The sequence below is a fragment of the Candidatus Clostridium radicumherbarum genome, assembly GCF_045310525.1.
Classification (GTDB): Bacteria; Bacillota; Clostridia; order Clostridiales; family Clostridiaceae; genus Clostridium_AT; species Clostridium_AT radicumherbarum.
This window is the reverse complement of the sequence record NZ_JBJHZY010000002.1, coordinates 574,340-597,711: the sequence shown is the minus strand read 5'-3', so window position 1 is coordinate 597,711 and position 23,372 is coordinate 574,340. Positions and strand designations below refer to the sequence as shown.

19 protein-coding genes are annotated in these 23,372 nt (G+C 32.0%); 16 read left to right on the top strand and 3 right to left on the bottom strand.

All coding sequences use genetic code 11. From position 1 onward, the window contains the following. Positions 1 to 128: 128 nt before the first annotated feature. Complete coding sequence (locus ACJDUH_RS12580) at positions 129 to 1,160, bottom strand: LCP family protein (protein WP_406765552.1); 1,032 nt, start codon at positions 1,158 to 1,160, stop codon at positions 129 to 131. Positions 1,161 to 1,907: 747 nt separating this feature from the next. On the opposite strand from ACJDUH_RS12580, the gene ACJDUH_RS12575 reads away from it, so the two are divergent. The 9 genes from ACJDUH_RS12575 (at position 1,908) to galE (ending at position 12,999) form a co-directional block, all read left to right on the top strand. Further along, positions 1,908 to 3,323 carry a sugar transferase gene (locus ACJDUH_RS12575; protein ID WP_406765551.1) on the top strand — a complete coding sequence of 472 codons (1,416 nt, stop codon included), beginning with the start codon at positions 1,908 to 1,910 and terminating at the stop codon, positions 3,321 to 3,323. A 73-nt stretch (positions 3,324 to 3,396) separates the two neighbouring features. Further along, positions 3,397 to 4,518 carry a glycosyltransferase family 4 protein gene (locus ACJDUH_RS12570; protein WP_406765550.1) on the top strand — a complete coding sequence of 374 codons (1,122 nt, stop codon included), beginning with the start codon at positions 3,397 to 3,399 and terminating at the stop codon, positions 4,516 to 4,518. 94 nt (positions 4,519 to 4,612) lie between these two features. Next, complete coding sequence (locus tag ACJDUH_RS12565; protein ID WP_406765549.1) at positions 4,613 to 5,626, top strand: glycosyltransferase family 2 protein; 1,014 nt, start codon at positions 4,613 to 4,615, stop codon at positions 5,624 to 5,626. 80 nt (positions 5,627 to 5,706) lie between these two features. Continuing rightward, positions 5,707 to 6,801: a glycosyltransferase family 1 protein gene (locus ACJDUH_RS12560; RefSeq protein ID WP_406765548.1), complete on the top strand. Its 1,095-nt coding sequence runs from the start codon at positions 5,707 to 5,709 to the stop codon at positions 6,799 to 6,801. 303 nt (positions 6,802 to 7,104) lie between these two features. Continuing rightward, entirely contained in the window at positions 7,105 to 8,367 is a 1,263-nt protein-coding gene (locus ACJDUH_RS12555; RefSeq protein ID WP_406765547.1) for an O-antigen ligase family protein, read from the top strand. Continuing rightward, positions 8,364 to 9,467: a glycosyltransferase gene (locus ACJDUH_RS12550; protein ID WP_406765546.1), complete on the top strand. Its 1,104-nt coding sequence runs from the start codon at positions 8,364 to 8,366 to the stop codon at positions 9,465 to 9,467. Before ACJDUH_RS12555 ends, ACJDUH_RS12550 begins: the two co-directional genes overlap by 4 nt. Position 9,468: 1 nt before the next feature. Continuing rightward, positions 9,469 to 10,365, top strand: coding sequence for a glycosyltransferase family 2 protein (locus ACJDUH_RS12545; RefSeq protein WP_406765545.1), 897 nt, complete (start codon positions 9,469 to 9,471; stop codon positions 10,363 to 10,365). Positions 10,366 to 10,401: 36 nt separating this feature from the next. After that, positions 10,402 to 11,937, top strand: a complete 1,536-nt coding sequence (locus tag ACJDUH_RS12540; RefSeq protein WP_406765544.1) for an oligosaccharide flippase family protein — start codon at positions 10,402 to 10,404, stop codon at positions 11,935 to 11,937. 69 nt (positions 11,938 to 12,006) lie between these two features. Beyond that, a complete protein-coding gene (gene galE, locus ACJDUH_RS12535) occupies positions 12,007 to 12,999 on the top strand; it encodes a UDP-glucose 4-epimerase GalE (RefSeq protein ID WP_406765543.1) in 993 nt (330 codons plus the stop codon). 88 nt (positions 13,000 to 13,087) lie between these two features. Here the strand turns inward: galE and ACJDUH_RS12530 are convergent, their stop codons facing one another. After that, entirely contained in the window at positions 13,088 to 14,113 is a 1,026-nt protein-coding gene (locus tag ACJDUH_RS12530) for an acyltransferase family protein (protein WP_406765542.1), read from the bottom strand. A gap of 363 nt (positions 14,114 to 14,476) precedes the next feature. On the opposite strand from ACJDUH_RS12530, the gene ACJDUH_RS12525 reads away from it, so the two are divergent. The 7 genes from ACJDUH_RS12525 (at position 14,477) to ACJDUH_RS12495 (ending at position 22,029) form a co-directional block, all read left to right on the top strand. Continuing rightward, complete coding sequence (locus ACJDUH_RS12525) at positions 14,477 to 15,469, top strand: GNAT family N-acetyltransferase (protein ID WP_406765541.1); 993 nt, start codon at positions 14,477 to 14,479, stop codon at positions 15,467 to 15,469. Between the two features lies 1 nt (position 15,470). Then, on the top strand, positions 15,471 to 16,172 hold the full coding sequence (locus ACJDUH_RS12520; protein WP_406765540.1) for a PIG-L deacetylase family protein: 702 nt from the start codon (positions 15,471 to 15,473) through the stop codon (positions 16,170 to 16,172). Between the two features lie 13 nt (positions 16,173 to 16,185). Beyond that, complete coding sequence (locus ACJDUH_RS12515; RefSeq protein WP_406765539.1) at positions 16,186 to 17,253, top strand: serine hydrolase domain-containing protein; 1,068 nt, start codon at positions 16,186 to 16,188, stop codon at positions 17,251 to 17,253. A gap of 17 nt (positions 17,254 to 17,270) precedes the next feature. Further along, positions 17,271 to 18,422, top strand: a complete 1,152-nt coding sequence (locus tag ACJDUH_RS12510) for an exo-beta-N-acetylmuramidase NamZ family protein (RefSeq protein WP_406765538.1) — start codon at positions 17,271 to 17,273, stop codon at positions 18,420 to 18,422. Between the two features lie 113 nt (positions 18,423 to 18,535). After that, on the top strand, positions 18,536 to 19,798 hold the full coding sequence (locus tag ACJDUH_RS12505; RefSeq protein ID WP_406765537.1) for a glycosyl hydrolase family 18 protein: 1,263 nt from the start codon (positions 18,536 to 18,538) through the stop codon (positions 19,796 to 19,798). 25 nt (positions 19,799 to 19,823) lie between these two features. Next, a complete protein-coding gene (locus ACJDUH_RS12500) occupies positions 19,824 to 20,738 on the top strand; it encodes a BadF/BadG/BcrA/BcrD ATPase family protein (protein WP_406765536.1) in 915 nt (304 codons plus the stop codon). A 100-nt stretch (positions 20,739 to 20,838) separates the two neighbouring features. Continuing rightward, entirely contained in the window at positions 20,839 to 22,029 is a 1,191-nt protein-coding gene (locus ACJDUH_RS12495; RefSeq protein WP_406765535.1) for a GNAT family N-acetyltransferase, read from the top strand. Positions 22,030 to 22,179: 150 nt separating this feature from the next. Here ACJDUH_RS12495 and anmK read toward each other — a convergent pair whose 3' ends face one another. Then, positions 22,180 to 23,331: an anhydro-N-acetylmuramic acid kinase AnmK gene (gene anmK / locus ACJDUH_RS12490; protein WP_406765534.1), complete on the bottom strand. Its 1,152-nt coding sequence runs from the start codon at positions 23,329 to 23,331 to the stop codon at positions 22,180 to 22,182. Positions 23,332 to 23,372: the final 41 nt, after the last annotated feature.

The window sequence follows — 23,372 nt, the reverse complement described above, 5'->3', positions numbered from 1 at the left end:
ATGTGACAGTCACATAACTTCTTTTTAGTTTCATGTTATTTCTTTTTTTAAAATTATATTCTAATATTTCTATTACTTAAAATGTGGTACGTACTAATAAGTAATAACTCATATGGATTATTATTATTTTATTTCTTCGGAGTTGGTTTTATGTCTTTATATATGAAGTTAAACAACTGATCTGATGTAGCATTTAAATCAATTTTTAAATAATCAATTCCATTATACACATAGTCACTCCAATATCCGTCTACAGGAAATCTTTCTTGATCCAACGAATGTGTTCCAGAGGTAAGTACTTTAGTACCTAGTGAAATAATGTCCATGTTGGACATGCTTGTTTCAGTGTAAGGGAGTATTGTGTTTACGGTTTTAGTGTAATTTGCTAAACCACCATTCTGTATTTTTTGAAATAATAGGTTTAGTACTGTTCTTTGTCTATCTGTCCTTTCAAAGTCGTTATTACCAACATGTCTTATTCTAGCATATGAAACAGCTTGCCTACCAGTTAAAGTCTGCAACCCACTGTGAGTAACAAGCTTTGGAGTTTGGTTATTAATTTTAGCCACTTCAACTACGCTTTCATTTATATATTCGACTTCGGCTGGCTTAACATTTATTTGGACACCACCAAGTGCGTCTATTATCTTTTCTAGACTAAAAAAGTCAACGGTAAAGTAATCCTTAATATTAAGTTTAAAATTTTGATTAATAGTCTTAATTGCTAATTGAGGCCCTCCATAGGAATAGGCTGCGTTAAGCTTTGTCATTCCTAACCCGTCAACATGGACGTATGAATCACGCATTAAGGAACTAAGTTTTATTTTTTTATTTGTCATATCAATAGAAGCCACCATAATGGCATCTGAGTTCCCGTTTTCTCCCTTATTACGCCTGTCCACTCCAAATAAGGCAACATTAATAACATCATCACCAGCTTTGTTAATATTATCTATTGTACTTTGATCTATTCCCAAATCCTCATTACTCTGAGATATTTTGGTATTTTGAATTTTACCAAGCTGAGAAAGGAGATATCCTCCACCTACACCACCTATAAGTAATATTATAAATAACAGCACCCATAGAAAAATTTTTAGCTTTTTATGTTTTTTAGTTTTTTTATTTGATCTTTTTCTTGTATTATTGTTTTGTCCCAAAATATATTACTCTCCTTTAATTAATAAATATCGTATCATTTATCAAATTACTGGCATAAACAAAATTATAACATAAAATAAAAAAATATAATATATAGTATTCCAACATATAACTTAATATGTCTTTACCGAAATAATAGATTCAATTAATAATAACATGTTGCAAAATCTTATTTTATATCCTAAAGATAATCGAATACCTCAGGAAATATTAAATATATTTAATATTTCCTAAAGCCGTATCTTATTAAGTCAAAAAATTTATCGGATAAAGTCAAATTATGTGACAATTTAATATTTATAAATAATTGAGAATTAAAGGGAAGTATGATATATTAGTAAAGAACTTCAACAAAATTTGATATTATTTTCTATATTTATCCAATTTCACAAAGTTTAAACAACAGCAATAATATAGAAAAATATATTAGAAAATGTTATAATTTTTTTAGGCAGGAAATAATTTTAGCTGTTTATTAAGAAAAAGCTTTATATATTTAAAGTGAGAATTTGCTATAATTAATAAACTTAATTGAGAAAATATTCAAATAGTGTACAAGATTTATGAGACTTGGAAGAGACTATATATTTATCGGAATAGAGCTAGCTTTTAAAGGTATATTTATAGGACTAAAATAATATAATTGGAAGGGACCTTTAGAAGCAAAAATTCAAACAAGTTTTGTAATAAAAGTTATAAACTATTCGTTATTATTAATAATAAATGATTATTGAGGTGTTTAATAGTTGGAAAATCAATTATTCGAAACAAGGATTTATAAAATATTAACTTATATTGTTGATTTTTTACTAATAATAGTTTCGGTATATTTATCTTTTTTTATTAAGTTTGGAAATAATATTAATAATTTTGATTTATCATCATTCTTATATATTTACCTTTTGATGATTTTTTCATATATCATATTTATGTATGTATTTGGAATTGATGATATTTTAAAAAAGGATATTGGTGAGATAATATATTCTATATCTTTAACTGTTATTTGCTTAATTATTACAACATCCTTTATCGCCTTTTTTCTGCAACTATACTCTTACCCTAGAACTGTTATATTAATAAGCAGCATACCACAGTTTATTTCACTATCTATTTGGAGATATATAGTATGGAAGATAATAAGAAAGAAGCATGGTATTAAGGATTGCTTAATTGTAGGTAATACATCAGTTGAGGAGTTAACACAAAAGATAACTATTAAACAAAAGGATCTATATAAAATTAAATATTTATGTAGTGATAAAAGCCAAAATATTATGAAGTATGTTAATGATGTAAAGGTAGTGTTTATCACCAGCGATGTTAGCTACTCAACAAGATATAAAATATTAAATAAATGTATTCCTGAGGGTAAAAGCGTTTATATAATACCAAACAGTTATGAAGTCATGTTGCTTAATTCTAAGCTTAATAGAGCTGATGACACACCTCTATTAAACTTAAATTCAATAGGGCTTACTATTGAGCAAAGGGTAATGAAACGAATATTAGATATTATAGTTTCAAGCATTGGTTTATTAATAACGAGTCCTATTATGCTTATTGTGGCTATTGCGATTAAACTCAGCGATGGTGGGCATGTATTTTATGGACAAGAAAGGGTTACTATTAGGAAAAAGACCTTCAAAGTATTAAAGTTTAGGACAATGGTTATAAATGCAGAAAAGCAAACAGGACCAGTATTAGCAGGTGAAAATGATCCTAGAATTACCAAGATTGGAAGAATACTTAGAGCGACAAGACTAGATGAACTACCACAATTTTTTAATATCCTAAAAGGGGATATGAGTGTAGTAGGTCCAAGACCTGAAAGACCTTTTTTTGTTGAGAAGTTTGAGAATCAAATTGAGGACTATAAATACAGAACATTAGTAAAAGCTGGGTTAACAGGATTTGCGCAAATATATGGAAAATATAATACTACAGCAGTTGATAAAGCAAAATATGATTTAATGTACATTAAAAATTATTCAATATTTCTTGATTTAAAGCTTCTACTTTTAACTGTTAAAATTATGTTTATTAAAGACAGCACAGAGGGTGTTAAGGATACCGTAAAATTTTCTGATTTTATTAAAGATAATGAAATGGAATTAGTGGTTGATCTAGAATCACATAAACACACTGATTTGGTAATTTAACAGTTAATTATAGTATTAAAGCTAACAAGAGTAATTGTTATCTACATGTTAGAAGGATAATGGAGATATGACTATGAAAAAGGTATTGTTTGTAGCCCACGTAGTGAAACATCATTTAATGACCTTTCATCTTCCATATTTAGAGTGGTTTAAAAAGAATGGATATGAAACACACGTTTGTTCAAGAAATGATTATGAAAATAAAGAAGATTGCATTATACCATATTGTGATAAATATTATGATTTGCCCTTTGAAAGTATGCCTTTTAATTTGAGAAATATTACTGCTTTTAATAAATTAAATCAGATAATTAAGTCAAATAATTATGATATTATACATTGCCATACACCAGTAGGTGGTGCACTGACACGATTAGCAGCAAAAAAGGCCCGTAAAAATGGTACAAAGGTTATATATACCGCCCATGGTTTTCATTTTTTCAAGGGTGCTCCACTTAGAAATTGGATACTATTCTATCCAATTGAGAAATGGCTTGCAAAATACACAGATATGATTATTACTATTAATAAAGAAGATTATGAACTTGCTAAGAAATCATTTAAAGCTGGTAAAATTGAGTATATTCCCGGTGTAGGTTTAGATACCGAAAGATACTCAAATATACGCATTAATAAATTAGATAAGCGTAAAGAACTGGAAATACCAGACAATGCTTTTTTTATACTCTCAGTAGGACAGCTTAATAAGAATAAAAATCATGAGACAATATTAAGGGGTATGGCAAAATTGAACAACCCCAATATTTATTGTATAATTTGTGGACAAGGAAAGCTAGAAAACTATTTGGAAAGACTAATAAATGAACTTGGCCTAGTTAAACAAGTTAAACTGATGGGTTATCGCCGAGATATTGACGAGATCAGTAAAGCAGCAGATATGTTTGCTTTTCTTTCTTATCGAGAAGGATTATCAGTTGCATTAATGGAAGCTATGGCTGCTGGTCTTCCAATTGTTTGTTCAAATATAAGAGGGAATAATGACTTAATTGAAGAGGGTAATGGCGGATATTTAATAAAACCAAATGATACTGATAGTTTTGCCAGATCAATTAAAAGGTTATTTGAAAATCCTGAACTTAGAGTAAAATTAGGTGAATTTAACAAGAAAGCTATTAAAAAATGCGACATCAATAATATTAAAAAAAGTATGGAGGAAATATATCGTAATATATAAATTCATATAATCGATGTTTTATTCACTCTACTGCTATATTTAAATTACAAAATGGTCGATTTTTAGTTAGGCCAAGATTAAGGACGGTTAGTAAATGAGTAGAATCAGTATTATTATGCCTGCTTATAATTCTGAGAATAGTATAACTAAATCAATACAAAGTGTTTTAAACCAAAGTTTTCAAGATTTTGAACTTATTATTGTTGATGATGGTTCTACTGATGAAACATTAAAGCTTGCAAACCTTTTTGCATCAAAGGATGATAGGATTAAAATTATATCAATAGCAAATAATGGAGTTAGCAATGCTAGAAATACAGGTATAAAGTATGTACAGAGTAAATACCTTGTATTTTTAGATTCAGATGACTACTATGAGCCAAGGGCTCTTGAGATTATTATGAATAATATAAAAGAGGATACTGACCTCTTAATATTTAATAGATTTACAGAATATAAGGATGGGAAATTCTTAAGTAATAAAGCTATTGAGGAATGTACTTATTCTAGTAAAGAAGATATTAGAAACCATGCAATTATATATATTAATAATTCACTACTAAATGTTCCCTGGAATAAGGTTTACAAAAAGGATATTATTGATAACAATAATATAGTCTTCCCAAATGATATTGATATTGCTGAAGATTTAATTTTTAATATAAATTATATAAAAGATATAAATAACATGTCAGTTATAAATGATAAATTAATTCATTATGTTATTGAAAAAAACAAAGGATTATCAGCTAAGTTTAGAGAAAACAGGTTGGATATAAGATTAGGTATTTATCATGAATTTGTGGCTTTATATAAATATTGGGGTTTATATTCAAAGGAAATTGAAAATTCTCTATTTGAAATTGTAATTAAAGATGTAATGGCTTATTTTATGGATTTCTATAAAATAGGGTGTGTGTTTACCAAAACTGTTAAAATAAGTAAGATTCATGATACTCTTAAAATTCAAGAAGTTAAAGTAGCATTAGAAAAAATAAAAGGTGAAGGTATAACTGCAACATTTATAAAGGCAGTATTAAATACAAATAATGCTGCATTAATTTTATTTACAGCTAAATTATTAAACAGTCGAAGAAAGTATTTATAGGAATTTGATAATATAGGCTGTTAAAATAAAGAAAAAGTAATAGTTAAAAGATTTATTAATGACTAAATTGGAGGTTTCATATGGATTCTATAAGGGTTTTACACATTGTCAGTGAAATGCAGCGCGGCGGAGTAGAGAACATGATTATGAACTTTTATAGAAATATAGATAGAAATAAAATCCAATTTGATTTTATAGTTCATGGAAGTAACAAAGGACATTTTGAAGATGAAATTTCTGAATTAGGTGGAAGGATCTATCATGTAACACCTAAAGGTGAGAGTTTTATAAAAAACTTAAAGGAAATTAACTCTGTTATAAAAGACAATCATTATTCTATAGTGCATTCACATCAAGATGCCATGAGTATGTTTGCTTTAAAAGAAGCAAAAAAAGCAGGTGCTAAAAATAGAATTGCACATGCTCACAGTACATCAATGCCTCCTTCATTTCTAGGAAAATTTATTTATCCATATGCAATTAAAAATATGAATAAAGTTGCTACACATAAGTTTGCTTGTAGTGAGGTTTCTGCTAAGTACCTATTTAATAATGACTTAAGCAATGTTTTTTATTTATATAATGGCATTGATACAGAAAAATTTAGTTTTAAGCAGGCCGTGAGAGATGAAGTTCGTGAAGCTAATGATTGGAAGGATGAATTGATTCTAGGACATATAGGTAACTTTTTATATCCTAAAAATCATGAATTTGTAATAAAGATATTTAATGAACTAATTCAAATACATCCCAATAGCAAACTTATTTTATGCGGTTCTGGACACATGATGTCTGAAGTAAAAGAACAAGTAATAAAGTTAGACTTAGTAGAACATGTTGACTTTAAGGGAAATGTTTCTAACATAAATTCTCTTATGCAAGGAATGGACTGCTTAATACTTCCATCCCTTTATGAAGGTTTTCCTGTTGTTACAGTTGAAGCTCAAGCTGCAGATTTACCTATCTTTATTTCTGATGTTATTACAAAAGAAACAAGGATTACCAAGGCAATAGACTATTTATCTTTATCAGATAACCCGAGGGTTTGGGCAGAACATATTCTTTACAAGGTAAATAGCTATCAACGTGAAAATAAAATAAATGATATTATAAATGCAGGATTTGATATAAAAGATGTTTCTTCAAAGCTAGAAAGCCTATATTTATCAATGTAAATAAAAAGCTTAATAACTTTACTGATTTATCATATTTTAAATAAGCTTATGGCTGATAGTATTAAATAATTATCCTAAAAGAGGTATATAACCATGAAAAATATTTTACAAAAAACAATATTAAATTCTTTTATTTTTAAGTTATGCTTTTTACTATTTTCATTCCTGTATATTTTTCCTTATACCATAAATATTTCACAAAATATTGCTAAAATCTTTTTAATTTGGGGAATTATAATAATTATTTTTGATTTAATAACAAAGAGACTAATTTTTCAAAATAAAATTAATTGGTTTATTTTTTTGTTTTTAATCTTATCCTTCTTATCTGTTATTTTAAATCCAAATAAGACCCATAATTTTATGGTTTTATTGTATCTAGCAATACAGACTATAATACCACTTACTGTAGATAAAAATTTAAAAGAAGATAAGGTATATAAAGAAATATACATCATGAGCCTTTTGACTATATTTATAACATTTTTTGTAGCTGCATCTTCCTTCATAATATTTCTCAAAGATTTCAAGGGCTCTGTAACTGTAAACAATGCGGAATATCTATTTGGTATATTTGAAGGTAGATTATTTGGAATAATGGGTAATCCTAACAGCGGTTCTTTAATAGCATTAATTGCTATTATTGTTTCATTAATAATTCTGGCCATGAGAAAATATAAGCTATTAAGAATAGGTAAAATAATGAAGGTGTTTTTAATAGTAAATATTATATTGCAATTTATTATACTTTTTTTAGGAAATTCAAGATCTACCTTCGTTTCACTTTGTGCAGCATTTTTACTGATTTTTACCTATAATTATTTAAGAAAATTTAATAAGAGTGTTAAAAGTATTATTACAAAGGTTATAACTATTCTTTTAATTTGCGTTATTACCTTATCAGGATTATACCTCCTTTCTAAAGCCTCCAATAAAATAGTAAGCTATCTTCCTGAAGTTGTAAGCAAAATAGAAGCTATGAGTTCAAGCAAATCAAAGGTATCAGTTCAAAAGAATGCAGCTGGCAGTGAGAATGAAAATACAAGCACAAATACAGGTTCTACTCATAACACTCCTGAGATAACTGCACCAGTGGATGCGAATCGAAAGTATAATAGTGCTGATATTTCCAATTCGCGTTTTGACATATGGAAAATTGGATTTAAGGTCTTTAAAAATAATCCTATATTAGGAGTCGGCAGTGAAAATATTCATGATGCAGCTATTAAGGTTGCGACTAGTGATTTTAGTGATCCTGGGATACTTGGTAATATGCATAACATATATATTCAAATACTAGCTGGCAGCGGATTATTTGCTTTAATAGCAATATTAGCATTTTTATTTAGATATTTATTAATAAATATTGGTTCCTTCGCTAAAGAAATTAAAAGTAAAAGCAGCGCTATTAATATTTATATATTTTCTATGATTGTTGCCCTCTGCGTAGAAAATTTCTTTGATTCTAACATAGTGTACTTTATGTGTTTGTTTATTGTACCAATATTTTGGAATTATTTAGGATATTCTATATATTTAGCTCAGCGAAAGGGTGACATAAATTGAAGAAAATACTCTTTTTAATTAATAGCCTTGAAGGTGGTGGAGCAGAGAAGGTTCTAACTACCTTAACTAACAATCTTTCAGAAAACTATGCTATTACCATTATGACAATATATAATGAGGGTTTATATATAAAGCAATTAAATGATAGAATAAGCTATAAGTCAATTATTAAAAGGCCTACTTTAAATAAAAAAAGAATTATGTTTAGGCTCTTGAAATATTTACCGGCGAAGCTTCTTCATAAAATCTTTATAAAAGACCATTATGATATCGAAGTAGGATTTTTAGAGGGCATATGCACAAAAATCGTTAGTGCCGCAGACAATACTACAAAAAAAATTGGCTGGATTCATCTTAACCTTGAATTAATTAAAAAGAAGAATTGGGAATTTATAAATAAGAATTTAGCTAAGATATACTATGATTCCTTAAATCATGTAATCTGTGTATCAGAAGATGTTAAAAAGTCCTACATTAACAAAATTGGCTCAAATAATGAGGCTGTTGTTATTTATAATCCTATTGATGCTGAAGATATTATAAATAAGTCTAAATCTCCCATAGAGGAAATTAGTAATGACAAATTTACTATTTCTGCTATAGGAAGGCTTGTACCTCAAAAAGGCTTTGATCGTTTAATAGAAGCAGTAATAAATTTGAAAAATGAAGGTTATAATTTTAAGCTTTGGATAATCGGGGAGGGCCACCTAAGGGACTCCCTACAGAAACAAATAATTGATAACAGTGTTGAGGATTACATTAGTTTATTAGGCTTTAAAGAAAATGTATATTCTTATTTAGCAAGCTCTGATTTATACATTTGCTCTTCAAGAAATGAAGGTTACAGCTTGACTGTTGCAGAGGCACTTGTATTAGGAATACCAGTAATATCTACTAACTGCTCAGGTCCTATTGAGCTTCTAGATGGGGGAAAGTATGGCAAGCTAGTTGAGAATTCTACAGATGGCATTTATAGCGGTATAAAGAGTGTACTAGATAATCAGGAGCTTTTAAAGGAGATGCAGCTAAAAGCTCAGGAAAGAGGTAGTACCTTTAATTTAGAAAAAACTATTAAGGATGTTAAGGAGCTGTTCGATTAACATGGAAAAGCCTTTTATAACTATATTTACTCCAACCTATAATAGAGCTTATAGATTAAATGCTTTATATCAATCTCTAAAAAGACAAACTTATAGTGATTTTGAATGGATTGTAATTGATGATGGATCATTAGATAATACTATTGATTTATTTGAAAAGTGGAAATTGGAAGCAAATTCTTTTAATATTAAGTATTTAAAAGTTGACAATGGAGGTAAACATCGTGCTATAAATAAGGGTGTAACACTGGCTGAGGGTAAGTTATTTTTTATAGTTGATAGCGATGATTACTTAACAGATGATGCACTAGAAAAAGTAGTAAAATGGGAGGCAACCTTATCTAAGGACCAAACAAATTTTGCAGGTATTGCCGGGGCAAAGGGAACAAGTGAAAAAAACATAATAGGTACAAGCTCCAATATTGCATATATTGACTCTACCTCACAAGAACGATTTACGTGTGGTATAACGGGAGATAAGGCAGAGGTATTTTATACAGATATATTAAGGAAATTTCCTTTCCCTGAAATTGAAGGCGAAAATTTTATAACGGAGTCCGTAGTATGGTTTGCAATAGGTAAGGCAGGCTATAAATTGCGTTGGTTTAATGATATAATTTATATTGCTGAATATTTACCCGATGGCCTAACAAGCAGCGAAAATACAATTTTTAAGAGTAACCCCAAAGGTTATTTAATATCAATGTTAAGTGATTTAGATAATCTTAAATTATCAAGATTAAAAAAAATGGCTTATTATGCTATGTATTTTGAAATAGGTACTTCCTTAGGCCTGTCAAAAGAGAAAATAATAAAGGATTTAAATATATCCACATTTATATTATTTTTATCCATAACTTTAAAGAAGATCAAGAAAGCTTTAATGAGAAATAAATAATAGCTTATTGGCAAAACATTTTAAGGACGTGATTTGATGCAGTCAAACCAAAGAAAAATAGGAGCGGTTCTATCTTTCGCCACAACTGCAGTTAATGCAGTTGTAGGATTTTTATATGTCCCATTACTACTTAGATACATGGGTAAAAACGAATATGGCTTATATCAGTTGATGGGATCCATCATTGCACTATTATCAGTTATGGATTTTGGCTTATCTGCAACCGTTACTAGGTATTATTCAAAATACAAGAGCTTAGAAGATGAAGACAATATGGAAAATGTATTGGCTTTATCAGGTCTAGTTTATGTATTAATAACTATAGTATTACTAATAGTGGGTATAGGGGTATATTTTAATTTAGGTTTGCTATTTAAGAATTCACTTACAAGTGATCAGTTAGTTAGTGCAAAGAAGATTTTTATAGTTTTTCTTATATACCTTGGAATCACAATTCCTTCAAAAGTATTTGATTCTGTTATTACCTCACATGAGAAGTTTGTGTTTATAAGAGTTTTGACTTTAATACAAATTGTTACTCAGCCAGTATTTGTTATAGCTGTAATGAATAAGTGGCCTACTGCACTTGCTATGGTAATAGTTCAGACAATATTTAGTATGGCTGTAATTCTTGTAAAGGCATATTATTGTTTTTATAAAATTTCCATGAAAATCAAATTACATCACTTTAACAAGAGCCTATTTACGGAAATGATGCAGTTTTCATTCTTCATTTTCTTAGGAGCTATATTAGATCAGCTCTTTTGGCAGAGTAATCAGATTGTACTAGGAATGTTTATAAATACTGCAGCAGTGGCAGTATATGGAGTTGCCACAACTATATCAAATAGTTACATGTCATTATCAACTGCCATTACAAGTGTATTTTTACCTAGAATTACAAGTCTAGTTACTCATAAGGTATCAGATAAAGAAATCTCAGATTTATTTATTAAAATTGGAAGGGTACAATTTTTGATATTGGCCTGTGTCTTAAGCGGCTTTATTATCTATGGAAGACAATTTATAAATGTATGGGCAGGTGCTGGTTTTTCAAATACCTATATTGTTACTTTGATTTTGATTATTCCTTTTACAATAGATTTGATTCAAAATATAGGTTTAACAATACTCCAAGCTAAAAATAAGCTTGCATACCGCTCTGTAGTATTTTTAATAATAGCTATAATAAACGTAATAGCTTCTATTCCACTTACTATTTATTTTGGAGTTATAGGATGTGCACTAGCTGCGGGAGTTTCTTTCTTCGTTGGAAACGCTATAATAATGAATATTTATTATTATAAGGTTACCCATATAGATATAAAGTTGTTTTGGAAGGAGATGCTGACTATAGCTGCTCCTACATTAGGATGTGCTTTAATTGGCGTAGGCTTAAATTATATAATTGCTGGAACCTCTTTTACTAATCTTGCAATAAAGTGCTTCCTTTATTTGGGCATTTATATAATTGCCATGTGGAAATTTAGCATGAATTCCTACGAAAAAGACTTAATAAATTCTATTCTATATAAATTAAATTTGCTAAAATTAAAAAAAGAAGGAATATAGTTATTTTTGGTATATTTACATAGATTAAGTTAAATCTATTAGTTTTATTTGGAAAGGGGAAATATTTCAATGAATATACTTGTAACCGGAGGCGCAGGATATATAGGTTCACATACCTGTGTGGAGCTACTTAATAATAATTATTCTGTTATTGCAGTTGATAATTTTTATAATAGCAAAGCTGAAACCATAGATAATGTAAAGAAAATAACTAATAAACAATTAACTTTTTATAAGGCAGACGTAACTGATGAAGAGGCAATGGAAAGCATATTTGCAAAGCATAAAATAGATGGTATTATCCATTTTGCAGGTCTTAAAGCAGTAGGTGAATCTGTAGAAAAGCCCTTGGAATATTACTATAATAACTTAGTAAGCACATTGGTTTTAACAAAGCTTTGCTTGAAGTTTAATGTTAACAAATTTGTCTTCAGCTCATCAGCAACAGTTTATGGCGATAACAAAGTTCCGTTTGTGGAAACAATGAAGCTTCTACCTACTACAAATCCTTATGGGGAAACAAAAGTTATGATTGAAAGGATTCTATCAGATATAGCCAAGGCAAATCCAAACTTCTCATTAGCGATTCTTAGATATTTTAACCCAGTTGGAGCCCATGAGAGTGGTCTTATTGGGGAGAGTCCAAATGGTGTACCTAATAATTTAATGCCTTTTATTACAAAAGTTGCAAAAGGTGAACTTGAAAAGCTGTATATATATGGCGATAACTATCCTACAGTTGATGGTACTGGGACTAGAGATTATATTCATGTAATGGATTTAGCAGAGGGTCATGTAGCAGCCCTAAATAAGCTTAAATTAGGTGTAAATATTTATAATCTTGGAACTGGTCAAGGCACTTCAGTGCTCCAGCTAATAAAGGCCTTTGAAGAGGCAAATAGTATTAAGATTGCTTATGAAATAGCACCTAGAAGGCAAGGAGATATAGCTTCCTGTTATGCAGATGTGAGTAAAGCTGAGAGAGAACTTGGCTGGAAAGCCAAATTTGATGTTATAAAGATGTGCGAGGATGCCTGGAAATTTGAGAAAGGTCAAGCTTAAAAAATAAGTAATCTATATTTTAAAATAAACAAAGTTGTATCAACTCATTGATACAACTTTTCTTTTTAATTAACGAAATAAAGAACTATTACTCAAAAATTAGGTTAAGCTTTGATTTTACTATAATGAGTTTATTATAAAATAAGAATATGTAGTTTCTAATAATTTTAACCACCTTTTTTAGTACAAAAGCTAAGAAACTTACAACTAATGTAAAGGCAATAAAACGAAGCCATTCATTATTTATTAATTTAAAAAATTTAAAATATCTCATTAATATCATAAATTCTAAAAGATATATTTCATATGAAATATTGCCTATTACTTCTAGAATATATAACAAAATTGAAACCAATTTTGATTTTATTAATGCCAAAATACTAAACAAAGATACAATAGCCACAGCTGCCATAAATGCAGCTAAAGTATAATAATTCATACTTAGATTAACTTTAACAACATACTTACTGAATAAAACTATAGATATTACTGATACAATACTGATAACACTATACAATAATACTATATTTATTTTTTTTATCCTTTTATAGAGCAACCCTATTAACACACCCAAAGGAAACTCTATATAGTAAAGCCCCGCACCGCTATCGCCTGAAAATATATTACTATGTACATAAATAAAGTAAGTAATAATAGAAAGAAGTATAAATTTTGAAAAATTATTTTGTGGTAAACTAAATATAAAGTAAAAAGCTAAATACCATATTAATAAATAAGTGATGTACCACATACTAGGATCTAAAGGTGATTGAGGCTGTATTCCAAATAATGTTTTTAAAATAGTCACTTTTGGATAAGCCTTGTTTAAAGCAAGCCTGTCTATGCAAAACCATAATAAGGTTATTAAAAAATATGGTAATATTACTTTATCTAACCTTTTACTTATAAAATCCTTTGTACTCGATTTAAGATAAGATTGAGTTAGGCCAAACCCAGAAAGGAATAAAAAAATTGCAACACCATAGGCTCCTGAATGATTAATCAAGCCTAAATGACCAAGAAGAACTAATAGTATTGCAATTCCCTTAAGTCCATTTGTAATTTTTTTATTAAGGAATTGTCTTTCAGTATCAATATAATCTATAAAAGTCATTCATCCACCCCATAACTTAGTAATTCACTTTAAACTTTATCTTCTTTCGCAAAGCCTGTCAACTTATTATAGTTTTAATTTAGTATAAATTTAAAATGTCACTAATAATAAAGTGGTATCAACTTGATACCACTTTATTTTTTACTTAATTCTATAAAATCAAGTTCCACCTACCTTAAAGTTTATATATTACTAAAGCAACCCTCTGAAAATAAATTTCAGAAAAAGCAGAAAAATATGAAATTTTATATTGAAAACTTTTACTATAGGGTATATTATACATTTATAAGAACTATAACTAAATAGCAGAAATAAATAAGAATATCAATTAGTAATTTGCAGAAATGCTAGGAGGTATTATAAATGGAGATTAAAAGATTTAATGATTCTTATATTAATGGAGTTGTAGAACTTTGGAATAAGTCCTGCGGTACAGAAATAACCTACAAGCCTTTTACAGAAGAAAGCTTTAGGGATAAGTTTATAAATAATGTTCATTTTAGTTATGAAGGAACCTTTGTTGTAATTGAAGATGGAAGGATAATAGGTTTTGCCAATGGCCTGTTTAAGAAGGAATTTCTTCCAGGGGAGAGCTTTGAAAATACACCTGGATACTTAACTTTTGTACTTGTTGACAGGGAGTACAGGAACAAAGGCTATGGAAGCTTCCTATTAAAAGCTGTAGAGGATTTTCTTATAGGTCGCGGTAAGAAAATGATCCAAATAATCTTCTTTAATCCAATAAACTTAGAATGGTATATTCCAGGCTCAGATAATAAGCATGATCATCCAAATGCTCCTGGGGTTGACGCAGACAGCTATGCTTTTGAATTTTTTAAGAAGCATGATTACACAGTAAGAACAAAGGAAGCTGCCATGTACCTTGATTTAGCAAAGTTTGAGTTTGATGAAAAGTCTCTTAAAAAGCTTGCTCAGCTGAGAGAAAAAGGGATTATTATAGAATATTATGACGCTAATAAGCATCAGGGCTTCGATGCCTTATATGACGATTTAAAGCATGAGCTTTGGAGAAAAGAGATAAAGGACAACCTTTCACTTGAAAAGCCTTTTCCAATAGTAGTTGCCGCAGACAAAGGAGAAATTTGTGGATTTGCAGGCCCTATAGAGGTGCAGCAAAGTGGAAGAGGAAAATTCTCAGGAATAGGAGTTGATTCGAAGCATCAGGGAGCTGGAATTGGAAAGCTGCTATTCTTTATGCTTTGTGAAAGCTTTAAAGCAGAAAGTGCAGGCTTTATGTCCCTATTTACGGGAATCGAGAATAATGCAAAACGGATGTATGATGCTGCCGGCTTTAATGTGGTAAAAACTTGGGCAGTTATGAGAAAGGAGATCTAGCATGGAAAGAAAACAACTTCATATAATGGCTATCGGTGCACACGTTGGCGACATGGAGCTTACTGCAGGGGGAGTTCTTGCATCACATTCAGTGATGGGAGATAAAATTACAATAGTTAATATGACACCTGGTGAAAAGGGAAACCCACCTCATCTATCAGTTGAGGAATATGCAGAACAGAAAATAAGAGAAGCTAGGGAATTTGCTGAAATGCTTGGAGGACAAAGTATAGTACTGGATTATAAAGATGGGGAACTGCCGGACACAGATGAACCAAGATTTAAGGTTGCTGATCTAATAAGAAAACATAAACCGGATATTCTCATAACACACTGGAAAAACAGTATGCATAAAGACCATGCTGCAACTAACAGAATTGTTGTAGATGCACAATTCTATGCAGGAATAGCAGGTTTTAAAAGGGAAAACCCAAGGCATTTTGCAGCAGGTCCTTATTTTGCGGAAAATTGGGAAGATCCCTATGATTTCAAGCCTTATACATATATAGATATTTCAAAGGGCTACGAGCTGTGGATGGAAGCCTTAAAGAAGATATGGTTTGTTACAAATAGTACCTCCTTTAAGTATTATGAATATTATGATGCCTTAAGTAAGGTAAGAGGCTGTGAAGCGAGAAAACCGAGAGCACAGGCCTTTGCAGTAGATCCACTGTCAATTAAGCAAGTAAAGGAATCCTTTTAGGAAGTGATGCTCTATGCCAATTAGTATGGAAAAATTGGATTACGCCTTTGGACTTATAGAATATGGTATTTCAAAGGGCTATTTTCCAGGTGCCGCTGCTGCTGTTGGATATAAAAATGGAATATATAAAATTAAGCATTACGGAAATAGGTGCTTAATTCCAAAGAAGCTTCCAATGGAAAGAGATACCTTGTTTGATATGGCCTCCTTAACCAAAGTGATAGCCACTAACACCTTGTTTATGATATTTTTAGAAAAAGGCCTTATTTCGCTATACGACAAGGTAAGCGAGTATGTTGAATATTTCAAGGATGAGAAAAAAGTAGATATAACTATCTTTAACCTGCTTACTCACACTGCCGGACTTCCTGCCTTTGGACCTCTTTACAGACTTTGCAGGGATTTCCAGGACGCAGTTAGGTTTATTTCCAGGGAAAAGCTTATTTATGAGCCTGGAAGTAGAGTTGTATACAGTGACTACGGCTTTATTTTGCTTAAATATATTTTGGAGAAAGTTGGAGAGGATTCCTTGGACAATTTATGCAGAAAAAATATATTTGAGCCCCTGGAAATGAAGGATACCTGCTTTAACCCTAAAAGCAGCAATGTTGCTGCTACAGAGGTAGATTCAGAAAGTGGAGAAGTCTTAATGGGCATATGTCACGACGAAAATGGGAGATTCTTTAATGGGGTGTCAGGCCATGCAGGCTTGTTTTCAAACCTTGAAGATATCACTAAGTTTGCCTCCATGCTTATTAATGAAGGAAGTTATAAAGGCAGGAGATTAATTTCAAAAGTGGCCTTTAAGGCTATGATACATAATTATACAGAAGGCTTGGAAGAAAACAGAGCTTTAGGATGGTGCGTGAAGGGCGCAGCAGTGTCCTCAGGTGGGGATATTATTTCTCCCAAGGCCTTTGGGCATACAGGCTTTACAGGTACATCCCTCTGGACAGATATAGAAAATGATATTTATATTGTGCTTTTAACAAATAGAGTTCATCCTACCAGGGAAAATACTAATATAATAAGATTTCGTAGAATATTTCATAATGCAGTTATGTCAGCAATAGAAGGATAAATTTATGGGGTGATAATGTGGAAAAACTAATAGTGAAAAATGGTATAGATGTAATAGAAAGCTATAGCCATCTTTTTGAGGGGAAAAGACTAGGGCTTGTTACTTGTCCTACGGGAGTTAATAAGGGTCTTAGATCTACTATAGATATATTAAATGAAAAGTTTAAGCTCACTGCACTTTATTCTCCTGAGCATGGAATAAGAGGAGATCTCCAGGCAGGAGCAGCAGTTGATACCTACATAGATGAGGCTACCGGCATAACAGTGTACAGCCTTTATGGCAAGAATAAGAAGCCTTCACCTGAGATATTAAAGAATATTGATGTATTGGTATTAGATCTGCAGGATATTGGGTCAAGATACTATACCTTCCTTTATACCATGGCCTATTGCATGGAAAGCTGCGCAGAAAATAATAAAGCATTTGTAGTTTTGGACAGGCCAAATGTAATAGGGGGAGAAGCTGTAGAAGGAAACATACTTGATGTAAAATTTAAGTCCTTTGTAGGCATGTATCCTATTCCTTCAAGATACGGGCTTACAATAGGTGAATTGGCCAAGTTTTTGAATAAGGAATTTAATATAAACTGTAATCTAGAAGTAGTAAAGCTTCAAGGCTGGAAAAGAGAAGCTTACTTTGATGATACTGATTTACTATGGATTAATCCAAGTCCCAATATTCCTACGGTAAATACAGCAGTGTTGTACAGTGGAACTTGTCTTTTCGAAGGGACAAACATCTCTGAGGGAAGAGGCACCACGAGACCCTTTGAAACTATTGGTGCCCCTTGGCTATATGCCTATAAGCTGGCAGAGGCTATGAACAGAAAAGGTCTTGATGGTGTAATTTTCAGGCCAACATACTTTGAGCCTACCTTCTCAAAGCACAAAGGAGAGCTATGCAGAGGTGTACAAATTCATGTTACAGATAAAAGAAAGGTTAAGGCCTTAGAGGTAGGAATACACCTTCTCTATGAAGTGATGGATATGGATAGGGAAAAGTTCCAGTGGCTGCCTCCCTTTAAGGAAGGGCTAAATCACTTCATTGATTCTCTATCGGGCACTGATGAAGTTAGGTTAAGAAGACTAGAAGCTGAAGAGTTTGTTGAGAAGTGGAAAAAAGAAAATGAATGGTTTAGAAGAATAAAAGAAAGTTATCACATGTATTAAATATAACCCTTAAACTGAAAACTGGAATCTGAATTCTTGATTGTGCTGATAAATTATCTGGAACTTAAGGGGAATTTTATTTAAAGCTCTTATTAAAAAAGGAGTTGTTATTTATGGATACTGCACTTGGCAGCAAATATGGGTATATACCTAAGGAACATGCAAAGGTAAGCAGGAGCAAAAAACCTCAGAAAATAATGATAGCCTGGGACTCTATTCAAAGCAGAGAAAATAATAAAGGGCATTATGACAAATATATAAACAGAAATTGTATGGAACAAGGCTTGGATGTAATATCACCTACCTGGTTTACAAGGGAAGGAGATGCTAATAATGTTGACAGCATAAGAGTTGTGGAAAGATGCGACAGAGAATATGTAAAGCTTGCCCACAGTAATGGCTATGAGGTTTGGGGACTTATTGCAGACTTTAACGCTGACAGAAACTATGCTGTTTACACAAATGAAGCTTTAGTTGATAATGAGATTAAGGATATAATTAAGTATGCTTTGGAATATGATTTAGATGGGATTAACATAGATTATGAAGGCTTTGGAAGCAGATGCAAAAATGCGTATAATATCTATGTAAAGAAGCTTTGTGCAGAGCTTAAAAAGCATAACCTGGTTTCCTCCATCGATATAACAAGGGAGTCTGAATCCGATGCCTGGGGAAAATGCTATGACAGAAAGGAAATTTCAAAGCATGTGGATTATGTATGCTTAATGGCCTATGACGAGAACGGAAGGCTGGATGTAGTTCCCGGCTCCACAGGCTCACTTCCATGGGTGGAAGATGGAATAATAGAGCTTCTAAATATGGGTATTCCAAGGGGAAAGCTAATCCTGGGAGTTCCTTTTTACAGCAGAGATTGGAAGCTCATAAAGCTTCAGCCTAAAGCAAAATCTGTGGTAGTTGTGGAATGGGAAGGAATTTCTGCTTATTTAGAGCCTAAGGAAACTTCAAAGAAAATTGTTATTAAGCCTGGGGATATGTTTGACTATATTGGTGAAACTAACGATTATTACAAAGTCCTGATTAACGGTAAGGAAAGCTATATAAATAGGAATATATGCAGGCTACTTAATCCTGGTGAGGAAATATACAAGGCAGTAGAAGTTGTCCCCATAAGCATAAAGGAAATGCAAGATAAAAAAGAAAGTTCTCAGCTAGTGTATGACGATTATTCCGGACAAGATAAATTAATCTATAAAGATGAAACCGGAGATACGCATTTTGTTTGGGTTGAAAATGAAATGTCCATGAAAAAGAGAATTGACCTGGTTAAAAAGTATGATCTGGCTGGTGCTGCGGCATGGATGCTTACTCATGAGGTTGAGGAGATATGGAAGGTTATTAAGAAGCTGAAAAAATAAATTAAATTAGACAGGAGAAGATAATATGGGTTACGTTATAGGAATCGATGGCGGTGGAACAAAGACTGCTCTTAAACTTGCTGATAATAATGAGAAGATAATTTTAACTAAAGAAGGAGGACCATGCAATATAAACTCAATGGGGAAAGAAGCTGTTTCAAATATGCTGAAGGAACTGCTAAAGGATACCCTTACAGAAGCACAGTTATCTATGGAGGACATAGAAACCTTATGCATAGGTACAGCTGGAGTTGACAGACCTTCTGACAAGGCTATTATGGAAGAAATAATAAGAAATACTGGCTTTCAAGGTAAAACTATTATAACCAATGATGCGGTTACAGCCCTTTATGGAGGAGTAGGTGGAGCTGAAGGTGTTATCCTCATATCAGGCACAGGCTCAATCTGCTACGGCAGAAATGCTGATGGGGAAACGAAAAGAGCAGGTGGCTGGGGACATTTAATAGGAGACGAAGGCAGCGGATATTATATCGGAATTAGTGCCATAAACAGAATAGCTAGAGCTTATGACGGTCTTGAAGAAGAAACAATCATGACAGATTTAATCCTTAAGCATCTAAAGCTAGAAAATGCATCAGGACTAATCGAGTATGTCTATAGAAGTGGTGCAGGCAAAAGCGAAATAGCGTCTCTTGCAAGGCTTGCGGATGAAGCCTACAAACAAGGTGATATTGCAGCAGAAGAAATACTGGCAAAAGCAGCATATGAGCTTTTCTTAATTAGCAAGGCAGTATTAGATGGCCTGAAATTAGCCGGAAAGAAGGCTGTACTTGCGGTTAATGGAAGCGTTATAGAAAAAAATGAGAAGATATCCTCTGAATTTAAGAGATTAATGAGCAGAAATTACCCTCTTGTTGAAGTGGTCAATATGAAGAATGATGCTGCTTTCGGAGCAGTTTTAATGGCAATTAACGGTTAAGTACTTGGTTGGTTTTTCATAAAGGCTCTGTTAGAGAATCATATTGAAATCCCACATGTTATACTTGAACAAAGACTTCATAAATAATGGGGAGGTTTACATGAAAGCTAGAAAAATTAGACCTGAAGAACACATAGATGCGCTTAAGATACTTTCTATTGCCTTTAGATGGAGTAAGGATTTTAGCGGCTCTGATAAGGAACCTGAGAGATTTTATAATGGTTATGAGACTTGGAGAGCATTTTTCAATGATGATGGTAAGATGTGCTCTGCCATGGAAATATCCCCCTTCAAGGTTATATTTGAAGATAAAGTTGCATGCATGGCAGGAGTTGGTGGAGTGATTTCCCTTCCTGAGGAGCGGAATAAGGGCTATATACGAAAGCTGTTCCAGTACTGTTTTAGTGAAATGAGAGAAAACAAGCAATGGTTTTCTTTTCTCTATCCATTTTCAAGTGAATATTATAGAAAATTTGGCTATGAAACAAGTGTTGGAAAGGTAAAATATATTGTACCACTTGCCTCCTTCAGGCATTTTACAAATAGTGGTCAGCTAAAACTGTATATCCCTGGTACTGATGATAGCCACATCAAGAGTATTTATGACAACTTTGTTTCAAAAAGGAATTTTGCAGTGCTTAGAAATGATATTTTATGGAAAAGGCATATTGGTGAAGATCCTTATAAGAACAACATTTTTACGTACATATGGTATAACACCGAGGAAAAGCCTATGGGATATGTCACCTTTAAGTGTCAGAAGAGATATGACTTTGGTGCAGACATGATTCTAAAAGAGCTTATATGGATTGATAATGAAGCATTGACCGGAATTTTTAATTTTCTTGGCGGTTTTGCACCAAACTACAAGGATTTTATATGGGAAACTACCGAGTTTTATAATTTGGGCCTTCTTTTCCCGGATTCCTCCAGCGTAAAAATAGAATTATCTAATTTCGGAATGAGCAGGATTGTGGATTTAGAAGAGGTATTAAAGCTTAAACTCTGCCCTAAAGGTGAGGGGACCTTAGCCTTTGAGGTTAAGGATAATTTTCTGGAATGGAATAACGGAAGCTTTGTAGTTAGCTGGAATAAAGAAGGGGTTAAAGTGGAGAAAAAAGACTGCTCACCGGACCTAAGCTGCAGCATACAAGTACTTACCCAGCTTATAACCGGATATGTGTCCTTAGAGGATCTAATTTGGAGTCAGGATTTAAAGGTGATTGGAAACTTTAATCTGCTTTCAAGTTATTTTAAAAGGAAGCCTATTTATTTAAATGAAAGTTTTTAATTTTGTTGATAAGTATTATAATGCAGCATAGTTTATTTGAACTATAATTTAGAAAATGAGATTTTCCTTCTGTAATTAGAAATAAATGCTAAAAAAGACATGTAATGATAAATTTACATGTCTTTTTCTATTTGTAACTTTGCAAGAAACTTACCTTTGGTAGGGCACAGGTGTTATGTTTCCTAATATAACTCTTTCCTTAGCTCCCGTTGCTCCCAGTACATTTGAAGCCATCCCGTTTGCCGTTTCGTTAGCGAGAACTGCAAAGGCAATAGCCTCCTTTGCATCAGAGGAATAGCCAAGGTCTTCCTGAATCATAATTTTGCATTCAGGAAGAAGCTCCTGAAGCATTTTAACAAGTGTATTATTATAGCTTCCTCCGCCTCCAAGAATAACCTCATTAATAGGATATCTATTAAATACGTAATTTCTGTAATTTACTGCTATAGACTTTGCAGTAAACATAGTTACTGTGGCGATTAAATCTTCAGCTGAGAGGTTGTTCCATTTCTCAAGCAGCACATCTACAAATTGACTTCCAAAGAACTCTCTGCCTGTTGTTTTTGGAGGAGCAGCATTGATATATTCTATGCTCATAAGCTCATTTAGCAGCTCTTCATTTACTTTACCCTGAGAGGCAAAATAGCCGCCTTTATCATACTTTTGTCCCTTAAGTCTCTTTGTAACTTCGTCTATAATCATATTTCCTGGGCCTGTATCAAAGGCATACATCTGATCTAGAGTGCAATTAGTAGGCAGCACTGTTACATTACCAATTCCTCCTATGTTCTGCAGTACTCTATTTTTATCGCTTCTATAAAGCAGATATTCTGTGTATGGTACCAGCGGAGCTCCCTGTCCTTTCGCTGCCATGTCCATGGTTCTGAAGTTAGAAACTACTGTTACACCAGTTTCATAGGCTATAACAGAAGGTTCTCCTATTTGAAGAGTAGAAAGCACCATATTTTTATAGGGTACAGGTATATGATAAACAGTTTGACCATGTGAGCCTATTAAATCAAGCTTCTTTATATCAAAATTAGCCTTTTGACAAACCTTTTTAGCTGCTTCAGAGAACAGATATCCAAGCTTAAAGTTTACACTGCATATAAGTTCTACATTTGACCTTTCAACGCTGAAGCAGTCCAAAATCTCCCTCTTTAAATCCATAGGTATATCTTCATTTATGAATTCTATAAGCTGAACCTTAGTTTCCTCGCCAAAGCCTTCGATTTTTACAAGAGCTGCGTCTACACCATCCAGTGATGTACCTGACATTAGACCAACTACATACTTTTCCATAATTCACCTCGCTAATAGAATATTTTAGCTTATGGTCCATT

Excerpts from the sequence above, each read along its gene's own strand:
- ACJDUH_RS12515 (WP_406765539.1), top strand. The coding sequence starts at position 16,186 with ATGCCAATTAGTATGGAAAAATTGGATTACGCCTTTGGACTTATAGAA.
- ACJDUH_RS12505 (WP_406765537.1), top strand. The coding sequence starts at position 18,536 with ATGGATACTGCACTTGGCAGCAAATATGGGTATATACCTAAGGAACAT.
- galE (WP_406765543.1), top strand. The coding sequence starts at position 12,007 with ATGAATATACTTGTAACCGGAGGCGCAGGATATATAGGTTCACATACC.
- anmK (WP_406765534.1), bottom strand. The coding sequence starts at position 23,331 with ATGGAAAAGTATGTAGTTGGTCTAATGTCAGGTACATCACTGGATGGT.
- ACJDUH_RS12560 (WP_406765548.1), top strand. The coding sequence starts at position 5,707 with ATGGATTCTATAAGGGTTTTACACATTGTCAGTGAAATGCAGCGCGGC.
- ACJDUH_RS12540 (WP_406765544.1), top strand. The coding sequence starts at position 10,402 with ATGCAGTCAAACCAAAGAAAAATAGGAGCGGTTCTATCTTTCGCCACA.
- ACJDUH_RS12570 (WP_406765550.1), top strand. The coding sequence starts at position 3,397 with ATGAAAAAGGTATTGTTTGTAGCCCACGTAGTGAAACATCATTTAATG.
- ACJDUH_RS12495 (WP_406765535.1), top strand. The coding sequence starts at position 20,839 with ATGAAAGCTAGAAAAATTAGACCTGAAGAACACATAGATGCGCTTAAG.
- ACJDUH_RS12545 (WP_406765545.1), top strand. The coding sequence starts at position 9,469 with ATGGAAAAGCCTTTTATAACTATATTTACTCCAACCTATAATAGAGCT.
- ACJDUH_RS12520 (WP_406765540.1), top strand. The coding sequence starts at position 15,471 with ATGGAAAGAAAACAACTTCATATAATGGCTATCGGTGCACACGTTGGC.
- ACJDUH_RS12500 (WP_406765536.1), top strand. The coding sequence starts at position 19,824 with ATGGGTTACGTTATAGGAATCGATGGCGGTGGAACAAAGACTGCTCTT.
- ACJDUH_RS12530 (WP_406765542.1), bottom strand. The coding sequence starts at position 14,113 with ATGACTTTTATAGATTATATTGATACTGAAAGACAATTCCTTAATAAA.
- ACJDUH_RS12525 (WP_406765541.1), top strand. The coding sequence starts at position 14,477 with ATGGAGATTAAAAGATTTAATGATTCTTATATTAATGGAGTTGTAGAA.
- ACJDUH_RS12565 (WP_406765549.1), top strand. The coding sequence starts at position 4,613 with ATGAGTAGAATCAGTATTATTATGCCTGCTTATAATTCTGAGAATAGT.